The organism is Affinirhizobium capsici (genome assembly GCF_977018625.1).
Window position 1 is genome coordinate 2,226,557 of sequence record NZ_CDRNXD010000004.1, and the last position, 21,387, is coordinate 2,247,943.

Consider the following 21,387-nt stretch of genomic DNA (forward strand, 5'->3'; position numbering starts at 1 on the left):
TCCTCCCGATCAGACGCGCTCAATCACAGTCGCCGTACCCATGCCTGCACCAATGCAGAGGGTCACCAGCGCAGTGTTCAAATCCCGGCGCTCCAGCTCATCGAGCACCGTGCCGAGGATCATGGCACCCGTGGCACCGAGTGGATGGCCCATGGCAATCGCGCCGCCATTGACGTTCATGATATCCGGCGAAATCTCGAATGCCTGGCAGTACCGCAGTACTACCGCAGCGAAGGCTTCGTTGAGTTCGAAGAGGTCGATATCCGAGATGGACATACCAGTCTTCTTCAGAAGCTTTTCTGTGACATCCACCGGGCCGGTCAGCATCAGCGCCGGGTCGGAGCCGATATTGGTGAAGGCGCGAATGCGGGCGCGAGGTTTCAGGCCCATGGTCTCACCACCAGCCTTCGAGCCCAGGAGAACGGCGGCTGCGCCATCCACGATACCGGAGGAGTTACCGGCATGGTGCACATAATTGATCCGCTCGATTTCAGGATGAGCCTGAATGCCGACAGCTTCGAAGCCGCCCATTTCACCCGGCATCTGGAAGCTCGGGTTAAGGGAGGCAAGCGCCTGCATGTCCGTGCCAGGGCGCATATGCTCGTCGCGATCGAGAATGGTCAGGCCATTTTGATCCTTCACCGGAATGACCGAGTTCTTGAAGTAGCCCTTTTCCCAGGCATTTGCAGCCCGCTTCTGGCTTTCCACCGCATAGGCATCCACGTCATCGCGGCTAAAGCCATACTTTGTGGCAATCAGGTCAGCGGAAACACCCTGCGGCATGAAATAGCCGGGGAAGTTGACGGAAGGGTCCATGTACCAGGCACCGCCGGACATGCCCATGCCAACGCGGGACATGCTTTCCACACCGCCAGCGATGACGATCTCGTCCGAACCGGCCACGATCTTGCCCGCACCGAAATTCACGGCATCCAGACCCGATGCGCAGAACCTCGAAATCTGCATGCCCGGAGCCTTGGTGGAATAACCCGCCTCGAAGGCCGCGGCCTTCGGGATAACGGCACCGGAATCCATCACCGGATCGACGCAGCCCATGATGATGTCATCGACGTTCGCCGTATCAAGGCCATTACGGTCGCGAATGGCTTCCAATGTCTTGGCAGCAAGGCGAACAGACGGCACTTCATGCAGGCTGCCATCCTTCTTGCCGCGACCGCGTGGCGTGCGCACGTGGTCATAGATATAGACTTCGGTCATTATCTCTCTCCCTTGGGCGCAAAAGCGCCTGAATATCCGGTACGACGCCCCGTCTGGAGCAGGCTGAACGCCATGCGTGGGCCTCCCTTAAGCCAAGCCAAGGGAGGCCATTGATTCAGATTGCAACTTAGAATGCTTCGGCAGCAAGTTCCATCAGCGTATCGGCACCGGCTTCGATGCGGGTTTTGCGCAGCGCCGTTTCCGGCATGATCTTGTCCATGTAGAAACGCGCCGTCGCCAGCTTGGTGTTGAGGAAGTCCGCCCGCTCATCGCCCTCGGCCAGCAATTGCTGCGCCGATTTTGCCATCTTCGCCCACATATAGCCAAGCATGACCAGACCGAAGAGATGCATGTAATCGGTGGAACCGGCACCGGCATTATCCGGCTTTGCCATGGCATTCTGCATGAACCACATGGTGGAGGCCTGAAGATCGTTCAGGCCCTTCTTCAGCGCCTTGGTGTAAGGTGCCATCTGCTCGTCAGCGCGATTTTCTTCGCAGAAATCGCCGATTTCCTTGAAAGCTGCCATCACGGCACGGCCACCGTTCAGCGCCAGCTTGCGACCGACAAGATCGAGCGCCTGAATGCCATTGGCACCCTCATAGATCATGGCAATGCGGGCATCACGCACATACTGGCTCATGCCCCATTCTTCGATATATCCGTGGCCGCCATAAACCTGCTGCGCCATCACCGCATGGTCGAAGCCCTTGTCGGTCAGCACGCCCTTGAGAATTGGCGTTGCCAGACCCAGAAGATCGTCCGCCGCCTGCCGCTCGGCTTCATCGCTGGAACGATGTGCCACGTCGGATTTCAGCGCGGTCCACAGCATGAAGGCACGGCCCGCTTCGTTGAAGGACTTGATCGTCATCAACGTGCGGCGGATATCCGGGTGCACGATGATTGGATCGGCAGCCTTTTCCGGTTGTTTTGGGCCAGAAAGCGCGCGGCCTTGAATGCGATCCTTCGCGTAAGCCACGGCGTTCTGATAGGCGATTTCGGAGATGGCAAGACCTTGAAGACCGACGCCGAGGCGGGCCTCGTTCATCATCACGAACATGGCGTTGAGGCCCTTGTTCTCCGTGCCGATGAGATAGCCGGTCGCTTCGTCATAGTTCATGACGCAGGTGGCGTTACCATGAATGCCCATCTTGTGCTCGATAGCGCCGCAAACAACCTTGTTGCGCTCGCCAACCGAACCATCCTCATTCACCAGGAACTTCGGCACGATGAACAGCGAAATACCCTTGGTGCCTGCCGGCGCACCTTCAATGCGCGCGAGAACCAGATGGACGATATTGTCCGTCATGTCGTGTTCGCCAGCCGAGATGAAGATCTTCTGGCCGGAAATCTTGTAGGTACCGTCGCCATTCGGCACGGCCTTGGTGCGCAACAGGCCCAGATCGGTCCCGCAATGTGGCTCTGTCAGGTTCATGGTGCCGGACCATTTGCCCTCCACCATCTTTGGCAGATAGGTCTCTTTCTGCTCCTGGCTGCCGTGAACGAGGATCGCGGCAATCGCGCCCTGCGTGAGGCCCGGATACATCATCAGGGACATGTTGGCGGCTGAAGTATATTCGCCAACCGCCGCATGCAATGTGTAGGGCAGGCCCTGACCGCCGAACTCTTCCGGCACGGCCAAGCCAATCCAGCCGCCTTCGCAATAGGCGTCATAGGCCTGCTTGAAGCCCCGCGGGGTCTTGACAGACCCGTCGTCCGCACGCACGCAGCCTTCCTGATCGCCGGAATAATTGACCGGAAACAGCACTTCTTCCGAAAGGCGCGCAGCCTCGGATGCGATTGCCTCAATCATTTCGGGCGTGGCATCGCCAAAACCGGGAAGATTGTTGTAGCGCTCGATCCCAAGCACATCCTTCAGAACGAACAGGGTATCTGCAACCGGGGCCTTATAAACAGGCATCTCGCGAACTCCTCCAAAATCAGCGACCGGCTTCTAGCCGGTATTCATGCCCCTAAAATATTGACGTGCGCGTAAACGTCAATCACGAAGTGGGCACTGCGACAAAATCTTTGGTGAGGACTGTCAGAGGGCGCTTCAGACCGGAAGCAACATGCGGGCAAAACATTTACGCGGAGTTGAAGCAGGCACCGCTCGCCTGCCGAGTGTGCCATCGAAGCGCCGTTAAATACATGCGAAAAATAGCATTAAATAATAATCGGCTGTCCGAGCACTTTATCCGCCTGAGAAATCCTCCCCAAAGCCACAAGTCTTGCTTTTTCAGGCATTTCCTCAACGGAAGTGCCAGCATGTTAACACGGTATTAACCACGTTTCGCGAATGGTGATCCTGAACCGGAGCCTTCACTGCTTCGGCCGTCCGGCCTTTTGGTTCGCGCAGTGACAACAAGCCACGAACAAGCTTCGATGCTTATTGCCAGTAGATTGCGCGCAACACGAAGTCACGCACCGGGCGGCTGAACCTTGGAAGCCGAGAAGCAGACCTGGGATGAGCGCAGCCGAAAGCGAGCGAGCAAGACATGAACGGATCACGCCAAAATCCTAATCCGCGCGGGGAACGCTCGCTCGATGCGTTGAACAGAACCATCGATAGCCTAGAGGCGCGGATCGAGGGCCTGCTCAAGACTTCGGGGCGTGAACCGCGTATCGATAAGGATATTCTGGAAGAGATTCGCCAGCGTCAGCGTATGCTGGGTGCCGCGCGCGAGCGCGAGCAGCGCCGTGAGCAGGAGCCCAAAAGCCAAGCTAGGCAAGAGCAAAGAGACGAACAGGCGCAAGCGCTTTCACGGGAAGATCGCCGGGAGATCGAAGCATCGGGACGCGAACGCCTGTCTGCAAACCAGTATGCCGCACGAGAACAGGCATCCGTCGAGCCGTCTTATCGGCCCGAAGCCCAACAATTTGAGGATCGCCAGCCCGCCCCGCGTCGCGAACGGCAACAGCCACTGCAACGTCCAGCATCGCGTGAACGCCGTGAAGCGGCATACGAAGATGCCTATGACCGGCGTGAGCTGGAAGCAGCCCGCCCGGAGCCTGCTCGCCTGCCTGAACAGGCACCCCTTCAGCGCCAGCGCTTCCGCGAAGAGCCGCGCCGCCAGCCAGAGTCACAATCGGCTCCTGGCCGTGCCGCCGCTCAATCGGAATTCGGCGTGCGCGATATCGTCAGCGCATTGCAGGCCCTTCGGCAGGATTTGAAGCGTGATATCTCGGAGGGCATTTCCCGCGAGATGGACCAGATGCGCGCCGAAATCAGCGCCATTCGCGAGCTTTCCATGGATCGCCGCCTGCCGGATGAGCTGCGCGATGAGCTCTCCCGATTGGCGCACAGCATCGAAAATATGAACCAGCGTTCTCCAGCTGGCTCGGAAGTCCTGCATCAGGAACTGGACGAGTTGCGCCATATGATGGATGGGCTGGCCCGCGAGGACAGCGTTCAGCGGATGGAGCTGCGCTGGGCAGAGCTGGAAGATCGCTTCCAGGAACTCGATACCCATGGCATCCAGCGCGAGCTGATTGCGCTCGCCTACCGCATTGATGGAATCAAGTCCGAACTCGGCACGATGGGCGATAACCCAGCCCTTCAGGCATTGGAAGACAAGGTTCTCATCCTGACCACGGTGATCGAGGACCTGATTGCGCGTCCATCCATGCCGGATGTCGTGCAGGATCAGTTCTCTCAGCTCGACAGCCGTCTCGATGAAATCAGCCGCGCCGTATCCGTCAATGGCCGCGCCCGCGAAAATGCCGAGGAACAGGCCACTCTGCGCCGGCTCGAGGAGCGTCTCGCGCATCTGACCGAACAGTTCGATAATCTTGCCCAGTTGCAGGATACGCATCGGCTTGAGGAACGGCTGGAGCAAGTCGCCTCCCGCATCGGGCAGACCGATCAGGCGGAACTGACGGGCTATCTTTCTGATCTTTCCCGCCGCATGGATGCCATGAGCGGCGATAAGCTGGACGGTCATGTCCTGTCGCGTCTGGATGAACTGGCCGAGCGTCTTGAAGAAATTCAGCATCGTCCTGCACCCGCCCGTGGCGGCTTGCTGGATCAGGGTGGCTTCGACAGGCTCGAACAAAGGCTGGACGATATTGCCCGCCGCCTCAACGATACGACCGCTGCCCCTCAGCACGACAACCGTGCTTTGATGCATCTCGAAGCGCAGATTGCTGATCTGACTGCCCTGTTCCGCGCCTCCCCGCGAGAAGCAGCCGCCCTACCGGGTGACCTTGGCGACCGCATCGCCTCCATCGAAAGCTATATGGCAACCAGCGACGAGTACATTCTCGAAGCAGCGCGTCAGGCCGCGGAAACCGTCATTCAGGCCTACAAGCCTGCGCCTGGCCAGTCGCTTTCAGGTTCGGCAAGCGTATCTCAGGATACAACACAGATCGTCGCGCTTGCCGAGGATTTGCGCCATCTGGAGCAATTGGCTCGTGCTTCGGACGAGCGTGCTCAAAACACCTTCGACAGCCTCCACCGCACCTTGGTCCAGATCGCCGGACGTCTGGACAAGATGGAAGGTCACATGACCTCGCCGCAGGCTGCATCGACCCCGGAAGCACCCGCAATTCGCGCGCCGATGGCCGCACCTGTGATGCCTGAACCGGCACCACGCATTCTTGCGCGTGCCGCCGAAGAGTTGATGAACGATACAGCGCCTGCCTTCCTGGATGAGCAGGAAAGCGAACATGCGCTCAATAAATCGGAAGAAAAGACAAAATCCGGCTTTCTGGCTTCGCTGACACAGCGCTTCAAATCAAACGGCAAAAATGAACAGGGCAGCAAGGACGTGGTCGCCCGCGCCGTTGTGGAGCCTGTTCCTTCCATCGATCCTTCCGACATTGTGCCGGACGGCCACGAGAACGATCTGCTTGAGCCGGGTTCCGGCAAGCCGGACGTGCGCAAGATTCTTGAGCGCGTGCGGGCCAGCCAGGCCGCCAATGCTGGCGGGGCAGATAGCAACGAGCGGATGGATTATATTGCTGCTGCACGCCGCGCGGCAAAGGCTGCCGCCATGGAAACCGATCCGCTGAAGGGCAGTTCACAAGGCCGTGGCCGCAGCAATTCTTCGGCAACCAAGGGCAAGGCTCAACCGCAAACTGCGAATTTGAAGGGAACGCTATCGCGGCATCGTCGCCCCATCCTGATGGCTGTCGGTGCGATCCTTCTTGCTTTGATGACCATGCCGCTGGTCAATACTCTCACCCGCGGCGACAAGATCGTTACGCCACCGCCTCCAATTGCCGCGACCTCGCCGGTGCTCCAGCAGCAGCCGGCGCCTGATCTTCCAACGAAAGCTCCGCAGATCGAACCTGGCGCAGCGACTGAAGCACCCGCTGAAGGAAGAAGCATCCAAGGCGGCGCCATGGATACGACGCAGGAACCCGGTGCACAAACCGCAGAGGAAGGCGCCGACCCAACTGGCGATCAACCTGCTGCGATGGCGAATGCTCCAAGCACACCCGTCGATTCTCAGCCCCTCAATGCACCCGCGTCAGATAGTGCTGCTCATGAAGCGGCATCCATTGAGGTTCCCGCAACGATCGGACCAAAGTCCCTGGCAGACGCCGCATCCAAGGGAGATCCGCAGGCCATGTTCGAAATTGCCTCTCGCTTCACGGAAGGCCGTAACGGTGTCGCTGCGGACCCGAGGCAAGCCGCGCATTGGTATCAGCTTGCAGCCGATCAGGGCTTCGCACCGGCGCAATACCGCCTCGGCAGCCTTTATGAAAAAGGCAATGGCGTAAACCGCGATATGACCAAGGCGCTTGCACTTTATCAAAGCGCCGCCGAAGCCGGGAACGCCAGCGCCATGCATAACCTTGCAGTGTTGCAGGCATCGGGCGCAAGCGGTGCTGCTGATTATAAATCCGCTGTTTCCTGGTTCACCAAGGCAGCCGATCTCGGCATTGCTGATAGCCAGTTCAATCTTGCCATCCTGTTTGCCCGCGGCAATGGTACGACGCAGAATTTGGAAGAGAGCTACAAGTGGTTTGCTGTCGCGGCCAAGGGCGGTGATAAGGATGCGGCTGAAAAGCGTGATGAAGTTGGCCGGGCCTTGAAGCCGGATCAGTTGGCCAGAGCAAAGACGGCAGCTGAGAGCTGGAAGGCTCAACCGCTGGACCCGAAATCGAACAGCACCAACATCCCGGATGAGTGGATCGGCAAGGTCGAGAACACCACCGGCGCCATCGACATGGGCAAGGCCATCCGCAACATTCAGGCCATCCTGAACAAGACGGGCTACGATGCCGGTCAACCGGATGGACTGATGGGCAAGAAGACGGTTACAGCCATCAAGATGTTCCAGAAGAGCAATGGCTTGAAGGATGATGGCGCGATTACCGAGGAACTGGTGCGCAAGCTTCTGGAGCAGCACCAGGCCAAGGCGCAAAAGGCAACCGGCTGAAGATACGCTCCAGAAGGCGGAACTCAAACCCGCCATCTGGCCATTGACACCGTTCCTGTCACATCGCATGACGAAGGGGGGCAGACATCTTTGCACCCTCGCTGACGCTGTCACGGATGTTGGTGGTAGCGCATCGAGCTGCAGTTAGATTATTTCCGCTAAGGGCGGGGTCATCAAAAATGCCCCCGTCTATGTCTGTTTAAGCAGTTCGAACGCAAAACCGCTGACGCACTTTTGGCTCGGACCTGCTTAGTTTGTGTTACGCAGTCCGGACGCGAAACCGCTGACGCATTTTTGGCTCGGACCTGCTTGAGAGAGGCGCACCGTGAACGTCTATCTGCCCATTGCAGAGTTATCGGTGAATATTTTCATCATCCTTGGCATGGGCGCCGCTGTAGGTTTCCTGTCCGGCATGTTCGGCGTCGGTGGCGGGTTTCTCATCACGCCTCTTCTCATCTTCTACAACATCCCGCCGGTCGTTGCGGTTGCAACGGGTGCCAATCAGGTTGTGGCCTCCTCCGTTTCCGGTGCCATTAGTCACTTTCGGCGCGGCTCTCTCGATGTGAAGCTTGGCACGGTTTTGCTTTTTGGGGGCCTTGCGGGGGCAACGGTTGGTGTCTGGATCTTTTCCTGGCTCAGACGCCTCGGCCAGCTGGATCTCATCATCTCCCTTCTTTATGTCGCCTTCCTCTCGACGATTGGCGGCCTGATGCTGATGGAGAGCGTGCGGGCCATGCGGCGCGCCGCCAAGAACCAGCCGATCCCGTTGAAGCGACCCGGCCAGCATAGCTGGGTTCATCGGCTGCCGTTGAAGATGCGCTTCAAGAAATCGAAGATATACCTCTCCGCCATTCCCGTGGTGGCGCTCGGGTTCGGCATTGGCGTGCTCACCTCGGTCATGGGTGTGGGCGGCGGCTTCATCATGGTTCCGGCCATGATCTATCTCTTGCGTATCCCCACCAATGTCGTCGTCGGCACGTCGCTGTTCCAGATCATCTTCGTCACGGCCTATACGACCGTCGTTCAGGCAGCGACGAACTATTCGGTCGATATCGTCTTGGCCACCATATTGATGGTGGCAGGCGTTATCGGTGCGCAGTATGGCGTACGTGTTGGCCAGAAGCTGCGCGGCGAACAGTTGCGCGCCCTTCTGGCGCTTCTGGTGCTGGCCGTGGGACTTCGCCTTGCCGTGGATCTGGTCCTGACGCCTGCCGACCTCTACTCCCTCCAGATCGGGGGGAATATCGGTCGATGAGGTTCTCCCGGTTCGTCCTCAGCCTGTTTTCAGTCTTGCTGGTGTTGTTTGCCGGCCAGATGGCCGCAGCGCAAAGCCTGCCGGGCCAGGGCGGACCCGTTAAAGAAGGGCTGGAGATTGGCACCTCCACCTCCGAAATCGCCATTACATCCGATTTTCGCGGGGCCGATCTCACCGTCTTCGGCGCACTGACCAACGCGGATGAGCTGTTTCTTGCCATTGGCCAATATGATGTGGTGGTGACGCTGGAAGGCCCGCGTGACTATGCCACCGTGCGCCGCAAGGAGCGGGTGTTCGGCATCTGGATGAATACAAGGTCGATGACCTTCGAGCAGGTACCGGAATCCTATTCCATCGCCAGCACGCGCCCCTTGAACGATATTCAGCCTGTGGCGCAATTGAACCGGCTTGGCCTGGGTATAGATCACCTCACCCTCTCACCCACCGGCTATCTCGGCAATGCCACGTTGCTCAGCGATTTTCGAGAGGCCTATCGTCGCCTGAAGGTGGGCGGCGGGCTTTATCAGAACGATACGACAGGCGTCGGCTTTGTCAGTTCCAGCCTGTTTCGCGCCACGCTGCGGCTCCCGGCCAATGTACCGGATGGCGTGCATCTCGTTCATGCCTACTTGTTCAAAAGCGGGGTTCTGGTGGCACAGAAAGACCTGCCGCTGCGGGTGGTGAAAACCGGCCTGGAACAGGCCATTACCGATGCCGCGCATGATAAGCCGCTCGCCTATGGCCTTTTCTGCGTACTCGTTGCCGTCATCACCGGCTGGGGAGCCAGCATCGTTTTCCGCAAGGATTGATTTCACGCAGCCGTTTGCGTCACCATGTTTACACAGACTGGTCCTAAGGCTGTCCGAGGTATTCACCCCTTGAGGCCAAACCAATGTATTTTAGAACCGCGCTCCTTACCGCTGCTGCTTGTCTGATCGCTTCTGCAACCTTTGCCGAAAACCTGACGAGCGACAAATACATCGCCCTGATGCGCCACGGGGTGCGTCCGCAGACCAGCACGAAAGAGCTGGAAAAGATGTCTGCGAAAGCCTGGCCAAAATGGGATACGGCGGACGGCCAACTGACGCCGCATGGCGCGCAAGCCGCAGCACAACTGGCCCGCTGGGAGGTTTCCATGCTGCGGGCGAAGGGCCTCGTTCCCGCTTCCGGCTGCCCGGCAAATGGGGAGGTGTTCGGCTGGGCAAATGGACCAGTGCAGCGCACGATCGATACCGGCAATGTGATGCTTTCCACCATGTTCGAAGGTTGCGGCCTCAAGGTCGGCTTTGCAAAGGGAGAGGTCGATCCCCTCTATGCCGCTTCAGACACAGCGCTTGGCGCGATCGATCCGGTGAAGGGCAAGGCAGCCATTCTGGAAGCAGCGGGTGGCAGCTTTGATACGCTGAAAGCCAAGGTACAGCCTTTGATGAAGGAAATGGATACAATCCTCGGCTGCGATGCGCCAGACAGCACCTGCTCCATGCAAACTCGTGAATGGACCGTTGAGGTGAAGGAAGCCAAGGGAACCAAGCCAGCCAGCGTTTCCGTCAAAGGCCCCTTGGCGGAGGCAGGCACAGCCGTTCAGGTTTTCCTGCTGCAATATGCCAATGGTTTCCCGGTCGATCAGGTCGCCTTCGGCAAATCACCGACGCCGTCTGATATCATTCGTTTGTCAGAGCTTCGTCAGGTAAAATACGATGTCGGCAATCGCGTACCCTATCTTGCCAGGCGCGATGCCTCCAATTTCCTGAACCAGTTGCTGCTGGCGCTTAGCACAGGCCCACAGGACCAAGCTCCTGAAGGTGGACCGCCTAACGCAAAGCTGCTGCTCTTGATGGGGAGTGATACGCAGCAGGCAGAAATCGCCGCCATCCTTGGCCTACACTGGAAGATCCCGCCCTATCTCGACGACGAGACACCGCCCACGGGCGCATTGACCTTCGAACGCCTGCATGATGAAAGCGGTCGTGCCTATGTGAAGCTAGGCTTTGTCGCCCCCAGCCTTGACCAGATCCGCAATGCCTCACCTATCAATGAAGCATCGCCGCCATTGCAGGCCATTGTCACAGTGCCGGGCTGCGAGGCACAGGCAGTGGATGGTGCGTGCCCGCTGGAAACATTCACTTCGCTTGCCAAGTCGAAGATGGATATGACGGCAGTAGCCGCCGTCAACTACAACTGATCAGCCGATCAGGCTGTTGAACCGCACTGAATAGATGCGGTCACGCCCCAGAAGATGGGCAATCAAAACAGCATGGTCGAACAGGCCATGCATCGCCTTGTGTTTCAGGTCGAGCCCACCTGTCAACACGCCGAAAGCGGGCATCACCAGCCGCGCCCCATCGCTGGCAAAACAGGCCCGACGCACATATTTGCCGCGACGGCCAACCGTCGCGGAAGGATGCAGATGTCCCGCCACCTCGCCTTTGCCAGCAATCAGGCTCGGCTCATGCCGAAACACCAGGCCACCTAACAGCAGTTCATCCATGGACTGGCCGGGCAAATCGAAAATGCCATCCGGGTCGTGGTTGCCGTTGATCCAGATCCAGTCACGCCCCCGCGCCAAATGGTTGATCGTCTCGCGAAACGCTTCCGGCATCAGCTGTGAGCCACGGCGATCATGAAAATTATCGCCGAGCGAAATCACGATCCGGGGGTCATAGCGGGCGATAACGGCAGAGAGCAGGTTGAGGGTCGCGAGCGTATCATAGGGCGGCAGCATCATGCCGCGGCGGGCAAAGGCTGCTCCCTTTTCCAGATGGAGATCGGATACTACAAGACAGGAAAGCTCGCTCAGGTACAGCGCACCCAGCGGATCGCAGGTCGCGGCAACACCGTTGATCACGATATCCGCGCCAAGAGCCGGTGCGGCTGTTTGTGCGGCGGCAAGCGCCAGTCTGTGGTTCATCATGATGCGTTCGTTCAGCCTGTCGGTATCAGCTCATCGCCTCGGCAATCAGGTCATCGGCTGCCGCTTCCTGCAGCACGAAGTCTTGCGCTTCACCCGCCACGTTTTCGCGCCCGATTTCCAGCATGACCGGAATGGCGAGCGGCGAAACACGGGTCAGAGGCCGATGCAGCAAATGCCCTTTGATTCGCTCCAGCATAGCGCCAAGACGGCCGATATCCAAAAGACCGGATGCCGCATCTCTTCGCGTTGCTTCGAGAAGAATGTGATCGGGCTCATGACTGCGCAAAACGTCATAAATGAGGTCGGTCGAAACCGTCACCTGCCGACCCGTCTTTTCCTTGCCCGGATGTCGCCGCTCGATAAGCCCGGAAATCACCGCACACTGGCGAAACGTGCGCTTCAGCATGAAGCTTTCTGCAAGCCATGCCTCCAGATCATCGCCCAACATGTCTTCATCGAAGAGGTCAGACAGTGAAATGCGCCCGCCATCGATCATCTCGCCCATGTCGTTGAGGGACCAGATGGCCAGCGCATAATCATTGGCCACGAAACCGAGCGGCCTTGCACCGGCTCGCTCAAGGCGTCGCGTCAAAAGCATGCCAAGTGTCTGGTGCGCCAACCGCCCTTCGAAACAGTAGGCCACCATGAAAAAGCGTTTGCCGTGCGGGAATGTCTCGATCAGCAACTCATCGCGAGCGGGCAGCATGGATTTGTCCCTCTGGATCGCCAGCCAGTCCCGCACCTGATCGGGCAGCACATGCCAGCGGGAAGGATCGGCCAGCATGGCCCGCACCTGGTCCGCCAGATAGGTGGAAAGCGGAAATTTGCCGCCCGCATAGGCGGGAATCTTGGGGTCCAGCGTGAAGGCATTGGTAACAAGGCATTCATTCTCACGGATGCCCTCAAACCGCAGCACTTTGCCAGCAAACAGGAACGTATCGCCCTGCACCAGTTGTTCGAGAAAATATTCCTCCACCTTACCGAGTGACATTCCCCCGCGCCCCACAGCACCCAATTGGTTGCGCTTGACGAGGCGCACGTTCAATTCGGTTGCCTCCACGATGGTGCCAAGGTTCATGCGGTATTGCTGCGCTATTTGCGGGTTGGAAACGCGCCAGCGGCCCTCCTTGGTTTTGCGGATCTTCGCGTAGCGCTCATAGGTTCGAAGCGCATAACCACCCGTTGCAACAAAATCGACGATCCGCTCGAATGTTTCCCACGAAATGCCTGCGTAAGGGGCTGCACTGATGATCTCGTCATAAAGCTCCAGCGCATCGAAGGGTTCGGCGCAGGCCATGCCCAGCACATGCTGGGCCAGCACATCCAGCGCACCCTCGCCCACTGGCGGTGTATCCTGTGCACCAAGGTAATTGGCATCGAGCGCTGCCTGACACTCCATCACCTCGAAGCGATTGGCGGGAACGAGGATGGCTTTCGAAGGCTCATCCATGCGGTGGTTGGAGCGGCCAATGCGCTGCGCCAGCCGCGATGCCCCCTTGGGCGCACCCACGTGCACGACAAGATCCACGTCACCCCAGTCGAGACCCATATCCAGCGTGGAGGTGGCCACCACGGCGCGCAACCGGTTGTCGCTCATCGCCGCTTCCACCTTGCGCCGCTGCCCGGCATCCAGCGAGCCATGGTGAAGCGCAATCGGCAGATTGTCCTCGTTGATCGTCCAGAGTTCCTGAAACAGAAGTTCCGCCTGGAAGCGCGTGTTCACAAAGATCAGCGTTGTCTTGTGCTTCCTGATTTCCTCATAGACAGCCGGAATGGCATAGGTCGCCACATGGCCTGACCACGGGATGCGGTCCTGCGTTGTCATGATGGATATGTCTGGCGCGGCACCGCCTGTCACATGCACAAGTCCCGCCGGGAGCGCGGGTTCTTCTCCCTGCGGCACCAGCCAGCGGCACAAATCCATGGGGTCGGAGACAGTAGCGGATAGTCCAATCGTGCGAAGCTCCGGCGCGTGGCGGCGAAGCCGTGCCAACCCCAGCGAAAGAAGATGGCCACGCTTGGATGTGACGAGAGAATGCAGTTCATCCAGAACCACATATTTCAGGTCTTTGAAAAAGCGCTCTGCTTCCTTGTTGGCAATCAGCAGCGCCAATTGCTCAGGCGTGGTCAGCAGAATATCCGGCGGATTGGTCTTTTGCCGCTGGCGTTTGGCCTGCGGTGTATCGCCTGTCCGGTTCTCGATGGAAACAGGCAGTCCCATCTCCGCCACCGGCTTCATCAGGTTTCGTTCGATATCGACGGCCAGTGCCTTGAGCGGCGAAATGTAGAGCGTATGCACGCCAGTAAACGCAGAGCCGGGCGGTATCTTTCCCCGCCGCGTCAGATCCGTCAGCGAAGGCAGGAACCCGGCCAGCGTCTTGCCCGCCCCGGTTGGCGCAATCAGCAGCATGTTCTCGCCAGCGGCCGAACGAGACAGAAGCTCCATCTGGTGCGCGCGCGGCTGCCACCCTTTTTCCGCAAACCATGTCTGGAACGGGCGAGGCAGAAGGTCAGGCAGTTGGTCTTTTGGGGGTGCAGCAGCTTTCGTCACGCAGCAGAAGGTAATGATGTCCGCGTGAAAAAGAAGAGGCTTATCGCACGATATAACGGTCTGTGCGGTGATTGATCGCCAAAGTCAGGTTCAGCGTCACAGCGGCAATCACAGAGCAGAGAATGACAAGGGGCGTGGCAACGAAGAATGACAGCGCCAGAACCAATCCATCCAATCCCAGTTGCACAAAGCCTGCCCGCCAGCCCAGCTTTTCCTGAAGATAGAGCGCCAGAATACCGAAGCCGCCGAGGCTTGCGCGATGGCGAAACAGCGCCAGCATCCCGGTTCCAATAAGCAGGCCACCAAAAAGGGCTGCGACAAGCGGATGGATGTCGCCGATCGGAACAAGACCCGGCAGCACTTCTGTCAGGACCGAGGTCAGCGCAACGGCGAGAAACGTCTTGATGGTGAAGGAAAGGCCAAGTCGCCGATAGGCCAGCCAGTAAAAGGGCAGGTTCAGCGCGAAGAAAACGACACCGAAGCTCAGGCCCGTCGAATAGCGGATCAGGAAGCCAAGCCCCGCCGTGCCGCCGATCAAAAGATGTGCGGAAGCGAGCAAGGTCACGCCGAGCGCCGCCAGCATGGAACCGGCAATCACGCCTTGCGCATCTTCAACCAGCGAATGCTTGTCCGTGCTGGATGCCCAGAAGCCAGCAGGTGATTTGCCTTCGCTCACATTTGCCATCAACGCACCACGATGTAACGGTCTGAGCGATGGTTGATCGCCAGGAAGAGGTTCAGCACCACGGCACCGATTATGGACCAGAAAACCACCAGGGGTTCAAGTAGAAGAAACGCCGCCGCCATGACGCAGGCATCAAAGGCAAGCTGGATAAGCCCCGCCTGAATGCCGAACCGCTCCTGAACATAAATTGCCAGGATGCCTACCCCACCAAGACTTGCACGGTGGCGATAGAGCGCCAGCAGCCCATAGCCGAGCAGAAGGCCGCCCATGAGCGCGCCCCAAAACGGATGCAGATAGCCGATCAGCAGATAGCGCTGTTCAAGTTCCGTGATCATCGAAACAAGCCCGATAGCGACGAATGTCTTTGCGGAGAAGGCCCAGCCTAAACGCTTGAAGGACAGGTAATAGAAAGGCAAGTTGACGATAAAGAACAGCAGACCGAACGAGATGTTGAGCGCGTAGTGGATGAGGAAGGCCACACCCGCCGTACCGCCCGTCAGCAAACCCACGCGGCTTAGTAAATAAAAGCCAAGACCGGAAACCAGCGCGCCTGTAACGAGGCCTTGCGTATCTTCAGCCAATGTATGCCGGGAAGGATCTGCGCCGTAAAATCCTAGAGCCATGTCTGCCGCCTTGTATCTGTCTTAGACTGATATTGTGCAGCGCAACATTTCGAGATTCAAGATAGGACAGGGTCACTGACAGAAATGGCAAGAAAGCTATAATCTACAGGCTCAAGCGCGCAACAAACAGGATGCCAAACAGGTCATTTCCGCCATCCTTTCGAATGTCCGTCCGCAACTGGTCCACTACTTCGAAGCCAGTCCGGTTTAGCACATCGAGCACATAGGCTTTCGTGTGGGCATAACGCAGCGATGGTTGCAGAGTGAACCCCTCCTGGGCCGTGCCGCCATCTTCCACCGAGAAGGCGAACAGACCCATTGGCTTTAGCAGGTCTCGCACCAGCGAAAATGTCACGTCGAGACTGCCGAGATACATTAACACATCGGCTGCCGAAATCAGATCGGCACGATGGCGCGGCAGGCCTTCGCCGAACAGACTCCCATTCGCCAGATCCGCGTCAGAAAGATCAGCCTGTCCCAGATGCTGGTAGAGCCCTTTCTCTTCCGCCTTCAGCAGCATGTTGGCAGAAATGTCAAAGCCTTCCAGCCGCGCTGTCCCACCTGCAATTTCAACGCCAAACAAACCCGTGCCACAGCCAAGATCCACTGTGAGATCGAATGGCCCGTGTTGCTTGACCAATGAGAAAAGCTTTTGCGGCACGCTGTAGTTCAGCTTCTCCACCAGAGAGGCTTCGAAGCGGTCGGCATAATCATCAAACAGGCCCTCGACATAGGCCGATGGCGGTGTTTCCGGCACCGGTGCTGCACCCAGTGCGGCAAGCTTCAGGCTGGCCCCGAAGAGGCCCGTTTCATCCATGGCCTCCACGCGAGTAAAGGCAGCAATGGCGGCTTCGATTTTACCCGCCTTCTGGCAGGCATCTCCCAAGAGAACCCAACCGGCCACCCAATGAGGCGCAAGCTCAAGCGCCTGCTCGTAAAGTTCTGCCGCAGCAGCATGATCCCCCGCCTCTGCCAGCATGCGGGCATAATCGGCGCGGCGGTCGGCAATCGCATCGCCGGAGGAGAACTGGTGCTGGCTCATAAGCGCAATCATCTGTTTGAGGTGGCCGCTTCTGAACGAAGCCATAAAAAAACTCAAGTTCTATTGGAGAGCCGGGACCATAAACTTGCGGTGCGGGATACAAGACCATATCTGTGCCAGGCATTGACCGCAAAGACCGAAGGACGGCTGGAATGTCTGATCAGATGAACCGAATGCTGGGCGATTCCCCTGCACGCACCATCGTCAAGCTCATCGTCGTCTCGCTGATCGTGGGCTTCGTCATGGCTGTTTTCAATATCCATCCATGGGATATAGTCTATGGCATCCGCAACTTCGTGCTCGACCTCTGGTATCGCGGCTTCCACGCGCTTGGGGCGGTGGGAGACTATCTCATCGCCGGGGCGGTGATCGTGATCCCTGCCTTCATCCTTCTCAGACTTTTCAGCTACAGACGATAATGACATTGACCATGGACAAGACTTCGCGCCGCACCCTTCTCATCCTCTCCGGCGGCGCGCTTCTCGCGCTTGGCGGCTGCGTCACCTCGCGCGGCCCGGTAAAAGTCGATGGCGCAACAGATGACACGCGCGGCGCACTGCCGCTGGTCAACGAATTGCGCAAGAAACACGGGCTTTCCGCCCTCTCACCCAGCAGCGCCACCGGCCGCGCCGCCGCAGAACAGGCCGTCCGCATGGCCAAGGCCAACCAGATGAGCCATCTTATCGGCTTCGGCGATAATTTCGGCACCCGCATGAAGCGTAACGATGTGCCGCTACCGGCTGCGGAGAATATCGCAACCGGCCAGGCCACCGTGGCCGAAGCCGTTCAGGCATGGATCGATTCCAAAAAACACCTCGAAAACATGCTCGGCAACTATTCTCATGTTGGCGTGGCTATGGCACGGTCCAGCACTGCAATGAGACCCTATTGGGCCATGGTTCTGTCTGCCTGACGGGAAATCTTGTCTGGGCATGTTCCTGATGAGAATTTATGACCACACAGGAAAATCAATCCCTCGGCTTTGAGGTCACGAACCGGCTGGTGCTTTCCATTGCCGTGCCCATGACCCTTGGATACCTCACGACGCCCCTGCTGGGACTGACGGATACCGCAGTTGCGGGACGTCTGGGAGATCCGGCTGCACTTGCAGGCCTTGCCATTGGGGCCATCATCTTCGACCTCTTGTTCGGCAGCCTCAGTTTCCTCAGAACCTCCACCACAGGCCTCGTGGCCCAAGCCTTCGGACGGCGCGATGAGAGGGAAGAATATGCCGTTCTTCTGCGCGCCCTGATCGGCGCGCTGGGCCTCGGGCTCATCATGCTCTGCCTTGCGCCGCTCATCTGGCACTTTATTCCGCCATTAATGAGCGATGACCTCAAAGTGGTGGAAACCACTCGCGCTTACTTTGCCATCCGCGTTATCACCAGCCCTGCAACCTTCGCCAATTTTGCCATTTTGGGCTATGTGCTGGGGCGCGGCGAAGGCGTAATGGGCCTGAAATTGCAGATCCTGCTCAATGGCACCAACATTCTTCTCACTTTGCTGTTTGGCCTGTGGCTCGGCTGGGGCATTACAGGCATTGCCTTGGGAACAGGTGCTGCGGAAGTTGTGGCCATGCTCGCGGGCCTGCTCATCATCTTCAGCCGAATGCGGCAGCGGGAGAGACCAGAGAAAGCCGAATTGTTCGAGCGGCGCAAACTCGCAGCGCTGTTCCGGCTCAATTCGGATATTCTCATCCGCTCGCTGGTTCTGAATTTCGCCTTTGCGCTGATGACGCGCATGGGAGCGAGCCAAGGTGCCGCAGTTCTGGCCGCGAACGCCGTCCTCATGAATATTTTCCTGCTCTCATCCTTCTTTCTGGACGGTCTGGCAGGGGCCGCCGAGCAATTAACCGGCCGTGCCGTGGGGGCAGGCTTCCGCCATGGCTTCAACCGCGCGCTTGTCCTCACGGCCACATGGTCTTTGGCGATGGGCGCGATTTTGGCCGCACTATTTCTACTGATCGGGGCGCCCATCATCAATCTGCTGACCACATCACCGGAGGTCCGGCAGATCGCCGCGCATTACTTGCCCTTGGCCGCCCTCACAGGTGTGACCGGCGCATTGGCTTTTCAGATGGATGGCGTCTTCATTGGTGCGACATGGTCGCGGGAAATGCGCAACATGATGTTGCTGTCCCTCATCGGCTACTGTCTCTGCCTTGGCGTGGCTGTGCCGGCATTTGCCAATTATGGCTTATGGATCAGCCTCAATCTGTTCCTGGCGTTTCGAGGCGTCTTCCTTGCAATCCTGCTGCCAGGAAAGATCAGAAGCACGTTCCGGTAAAAGCCTGTTCAGGCGCCTGGCGCGATCAGCCAAATACCAGCTTTCAACACGACAACGCTCATGATCAGAACGCCAAACGTGACGACGGGCAGGTTAAGATGCAGTCGCATGCGAATCCTCCTTCGTAATGTTACACCTCGTAACATGTCGTGAGAATACGGCAAAATTCTGCGTACTTCCAGCGCAATTGCGCGTGATTACCTGTCGCTTCTCACCCCTTCATTAAAGGGTGTCATGGTAAAAAATCCGTTTATACTACCTTCATCTAGTCGATTTTCACGGAATTCCAGTGATCCAAAGCAGCGTCTCGAATATTACTAATTGAGTTTACACCAAGTTTGTCCAATTCAGCCGAGAGCCCCCGCACGATCGCTCCGGCCAGCCCCGGTCCTTCATAGACCATGCATGAATAAAGCTGGACGAGATCTGCTCCGGCCCGGATTTTTTCCAGGGCGGTCTTGGCGGATGAAACACCGCCTACGCCGATAATGGGAAGCTGCGGCCCAATCCGCTTGCGCATCCGCGCCAGAACTGCCGTGGAACGCGTGAAGAGCGGCTTGCCGGAAAGACCTCCAGCCTCGCCCGCCTGCCGCGTATCGCGCAAGCCGGTGCGAGAAAGCGTCGTATTGGATACGATCAAGCCATCCAGCGGGTGCGCAAGCACTTCGGCAGCAATGTCATCCATTCCCTCTTCGGTCAGATCGGGCGCAATTTTCAGGAAAACCGGCACGGTTCGCTCGTTTTTTGCGGCCTCTTCATCACGGGCGGCAAGAACCGCCGTTAAAAGGGCAGCAAGGCTTTCTCGTGCCTGCAAATCGCGAAGGCCTGGCGTATTGGGTGAGGAGATATTGACGGTAAAGTATCGCGCAAGGCTGGCGAAGCGGCGAATACCGGCAACATAGTCCGCAATACGATCTTCGCTATCCTTGTTCGCGCCAATGTTGACGCCAACAATTCCTCGGGTCTTCTGAGCTTGAAGGCGCGCAAAAGCGGCCTCATGCCCTTCATTGTTGAAGCCGAGGCGGTTGATGACCGCGCCATCCTGAACGAGACGGAAAATTCGCGGTTTCGGATTTCCCGCCTGCGGGCGCGGCGTCAGCGTGCCAACTTCTGTAAAACCGAAACCAAGGCGCAGAATGGCGTCCGGCACTTCCGCATTCTTGTCATAGCCTGCTGCCAGACCGATGGGATTGGGAAATTCCAACCCCGCTACATTCACGTGCAGTCTGAGGTCATCCGGGATGTGAACGGAAGGCACCAGGCCGTGCTTCAAGGCCCTGATGGAAACGCCATGGGCGTGTTCCGGGTCAAGCATGAACAGGGCGGCACGGGTCAGATCGAAAAACGGCATCAGGCAAAACCCTCGGGAAATTGGTGATCGCCATCTGCCCCAAGCGGCAAAGGCTTGCTCCATTCAACGGCGGAAAGTGGCAAAGTGTCATAAAGATGCGGGAAAAGATCACCGCCACGGGAAACCTCAAAGCGCAGCGCCTGCCCAAGCCTGTCCGCCTCCACGGCAACCAGCAGCAGGTCTGCCTGGCCGTTAAAGTGACGCCTGGCGGTTTCTCGCGCCTGAGCAGCCGTTGAGAAATGGATGAAGCCATCCGCATGATCGACGGGCGCGCCCTCGAAAACGCCCTTCTTTTCCGCCGCCTGCCACAATTCCTTCGGCACAATCTTGTATATCAGATGAGGACGATCAACTGTGGCCATGATACTTCCTGTGATTTCAGCGGGCAGTGACTGCCGCAGACATGCACCACGCTTTGCCGCAAACCGAAACGCTTGTCCATGCTGCAAAGATCGGTTTCCTTCGAACCGCCAGAACGCCAGGAGGCGAGACAATGCAGATGAGAAACATTCTTCTTGCCAGCTTCATCCTTGCATCCAGCACCTCTGCTGGAATGGCTGAAGATGAAGCGAACCGTGAACGCTACCAGCTGGAAAAATTGCGAGACGGCTTCATCCGGCTTGATCGCCAGACAGGCGATGTCACCTATTGCAAGGAAGAGCAAACGGGCCTCGTCTGCCGCATGGCAGCAGATGAACGCAAGGCATTCGAGCAGGAACTCGATCAATTGACCCGCCGTGTGGACGCTCTGGAAAAGCAGGGCGGGCCCAAGGCAACCGTCCTCCCGAGCGATGAAGAGATCGAGAAGTCTTTCTCCATCATGGAACGCTTCTTTCGCCGCTTTATGGGTATCATCGAAGAAACACGGCCAGACGGAGAGCTGTCACCCAACAGAACCTGACGCATCCAATTGCCGGTTAAAACTTGGACTTGTTTCGAGCTTTTCCTAACGCTAAAGTTCTTGACCTCAGGCAATTGCATAACATCGGGATGATGTCTCAGTCATAAGTGCCTTTTTAAAACCTGATGTCCGGGGGTAGGACGGATGTCAGGACGCGGGCATGCTCTTGGGAGGG

17 protein-coding genes are annotated in these 21,387 nt (G+C 58.1%); 8 read left to right on the forward strand and 9 right to left on the reverse strand.

Features of this window, described 5'->3' with window-relative positions; translation table 11 throughout:
• Positions 1-9 precede the first annotated feature (9 nt).
• Complete coding sequence (locus AC0JZ1_RS14050; RefSeq protein WP_471882963.1) at positions 10-1,218, reverse strand: acetyl-CoA C-acetyltransferase; 1,209 nt, start codon at positions 1,216-1,218, stop codon at positions 10-12.
• Positions 1,219-1,345: 127 nt separating this feature from the next.
• Complete coding sequence (locus AC0JZ1_RS14055; protein WP_471882964.1) at positions 1,346-3,139, reverse strand: acyl-CoA dehydrogenase C-terminal domain-containing protein; 1,794 nt, start codon at positions 3,137-3,139, stop codon at positions 1,346-1,348.
• A 577-nt stretch (positions 3,140-3,716) separates the two neighbouring features.
• Here AC0JZ1_RS14055 and AC0JZ1_RS14060 point away from each other — a divergent pair.
• From AC0JZ1_RS14060 to AC0JZ1_RS14075, 4 genes are all read left to right on the forward strand, one after another.
• Entirely contained in the window at positions 3,717-7,607 is a 3,891-nt protein-coding gene (locus AC0JZ1_RS14060) for a peptidoglycan-binding protein (protein ID WP_471882965.1), read from the forward strand.
• Between the two features lie 325 nt (positions 7,608-7,932).
• Positions 7,933-8,862 carry a sulfite exporter TauE/SafE family protein gene (locus AC0JZ1_RS14065; RefSeq protein WP_471882966.1) on the forward strand — a complete coding sequence of 310 codons (930 nt, stop codon included), beginning with the start codon at positions 7,933-7,935 and terminating at the stop codon, positions 8,860-8,862.
• Positions 8,859-9,671, forward strand: a complete 813-nt coding sequence (locus tag AC0JZ1_RS14070; protein ID WP_471882967.1) for a TIGR02186 family protein — start codon at positions 8,859-8,861, stop codon at positions 9,669-9,671. Before AC0JZ1_RS14065 ends, AC0JZ1_RS14070 begins: the two co-directional genes overlap by 4 nt.
• A gap of 83 nt (positions 9,672-9,754) precedes the next feature.
• Positions 9,755-11,044 (forward strand): histidine-type phosphatase, encoded by a 1,290-nt coding sequence (locus AC0JZ1_RS14075; RefSeq protein ID WP_471882968.1) that lies wholly within the window; start codon positions 9,755-9,757, stop codon positions 11,042-11,044.
• Here the strand turns inward: AC0JZ1_RS14075 and pdeM are convergent, their stop codons facing one another.
• The 5 genes from pdeM to AC0JZ1_RS14100 form a co-directional block, all read right to left on the reverse strand.
• Complete coding sequence (gene pdeM / locus AC0JZ1_RS14080; RefSeq protein ID WP_471883455.1) at positions 11,045-11,770, reverse strand: ligase-associated DNA damage response endonuclease PdeM; 726 nt, start codon at positions 11,768-11,770, stop codon at positions 11,045-11,047.
• A 28-nt stretch (positions 11,771-11,798) separates the two neighbouring features.
• Entirely contained in the window at positions 11,799-14,291 is a 2,493-nt protein-coding gene (locus AC0JZ1_RS14085) for a ligase-associated DNA damage response DEXH box helicase (RefSeq protein WP_471883456.1), read from the reverse strand.
• A gap of 73 nt (positions 14,292-14,364) precedes the next feature.
• The gene (locus AC0JZ1_RS14090) at positions 14,365-15,009 is read right to left on the reverse strand and encodes a YitT family protein (RefSeq protein ID WP_471882969.1); all 645 of its coding nucleotides are present in this window, start codon (positions 15,007-15,009) and stop codon (positions 14,365-14,367) included.
• Positions 15,009-15,632, reverse strand: a complete 624-nt coding sequence (locus AC0JZ1_RS14095; RefSeq protein ID WP_471882970.1) for a YitT family protein — start codon at positions 15,630-15,632, stop codon at positions 15,009-15,011. Before AC0JZ1_RS14095 ends, AC0JZ1_RS14090 begins: the two co-directional genes overlap by 1 nt.
• Positions 15,633-15,735: 103 nt before the next feature.
• Positions 15,736-16,674 (reverse strand): class I SAM-dependent DNA methyltransferase, encoded by a 939-nt coding sequence (locus AC0JZ1_RS14100; RefSeq protein ID WP_471883457.1) that lies wholly within the window; start codon positions 16,672-16,674, stop codon positions 15,736-15,738.
• A 152-nt stretch (positions 16,675-16,826) separates the two neighbouring features.
• Between AC0JZ1_RS14100 and AC0JZ1_RS14105 the strand changes: the two genes are divergently transcribed.
• From AC0JZ1_RS14105 to AC0JZ1_RS14115, 3 genes are read left to right on the forward strand one after another with little or no spacing between them, the layout of a single operon-like run.
• A complete protein-coding gene (locus AC0JZ1_RS14105) occupies positions 16,827-17,093 on the forward strand; it encodes a DUF6460 domain-containing protein (RefSeq protein WP_471882971.1) in 267 nt (88 codons plus the stop codon).
• 5 nt (positions 17,094-17,098) lie between these two features.
• Positions 17,099-17,587 (forward strand): CAP domain-containing protein, encoded by a 489-nt coding sequence (locus AC0JZ1_RS14110; protein ID WP_471883458.1) that lies wholly within the window; start codon positions 17,099-17,101, stop codon positions 17,585-17,587.
• A 38-nt stretch (positions 17,588-17,625) separates the two neighbouring features.
• Entirely contained in the window at positions 17,626-18,960 is a 1,335-nt protein-coding gene (locus tag AC0JZ1_RS14115) for an MATE family efflux transporter (protein WP_471882972.1), read from the forward strand.
• Positions 18,961-19,225: 265 nt separating this feature from the next.
• Here AC0JZ1_RS14115 and AC0JZ1_RS14120 read toward each other — a convergent pair whose 3' ends face one another.
• Together AC0JZ1_RS14120 and AC0JZ1_RS14125 are read right to left on the reverse strand one after the other, a co-directional pair.
• Positions 19,226-20,311 (reverse strand): quinone-dependent dihydroorotate dehydrogenase, encoded by a 1,086-nt coding sequence (locus AC0JZ1_RS14120; RefSeq protein WP_471882973.1) that lies wholly within the window; start codon positions 20,309-20,311, stop codon positions 19,226-19,228.
• Positions 20,311-20,673: a DUF952 domain-containing protein gene (locus AC0JZ1_RS14125; protein ID WP_471882974.1), complete on the reverse strand. Its 363-nt coding sequence runs from the start codon at positions 20,671-20,673 to the stop codon at positions 20,311-20,313. The genes AC0JZ1_RS14120 and AC0JZ1_RS14125 overlap by 1 nt, the downstream gene beginning before the upstream one ends.
• A gap of 131 nt (positions 20,674-20,804) precedes the next feature.
• Here AC0JZ1_RS14125 and AC0JZ1_RS14130 point away from each other — a divergent pair, with 131 nt between their 5' ends.
• Positions 20,805-21,212, forward strand: coding sequence for a hypothetical protein (locus tag AC0JZ1_RS14130; protein ID WP_471882975.1), 408 nt, complete (start codon positions 20,805-20,807; stop codon positions 21,210-21,212).
• The last annotated feature ends 175 nt before the right edge of the window (positions 21,213-21,387 follow it).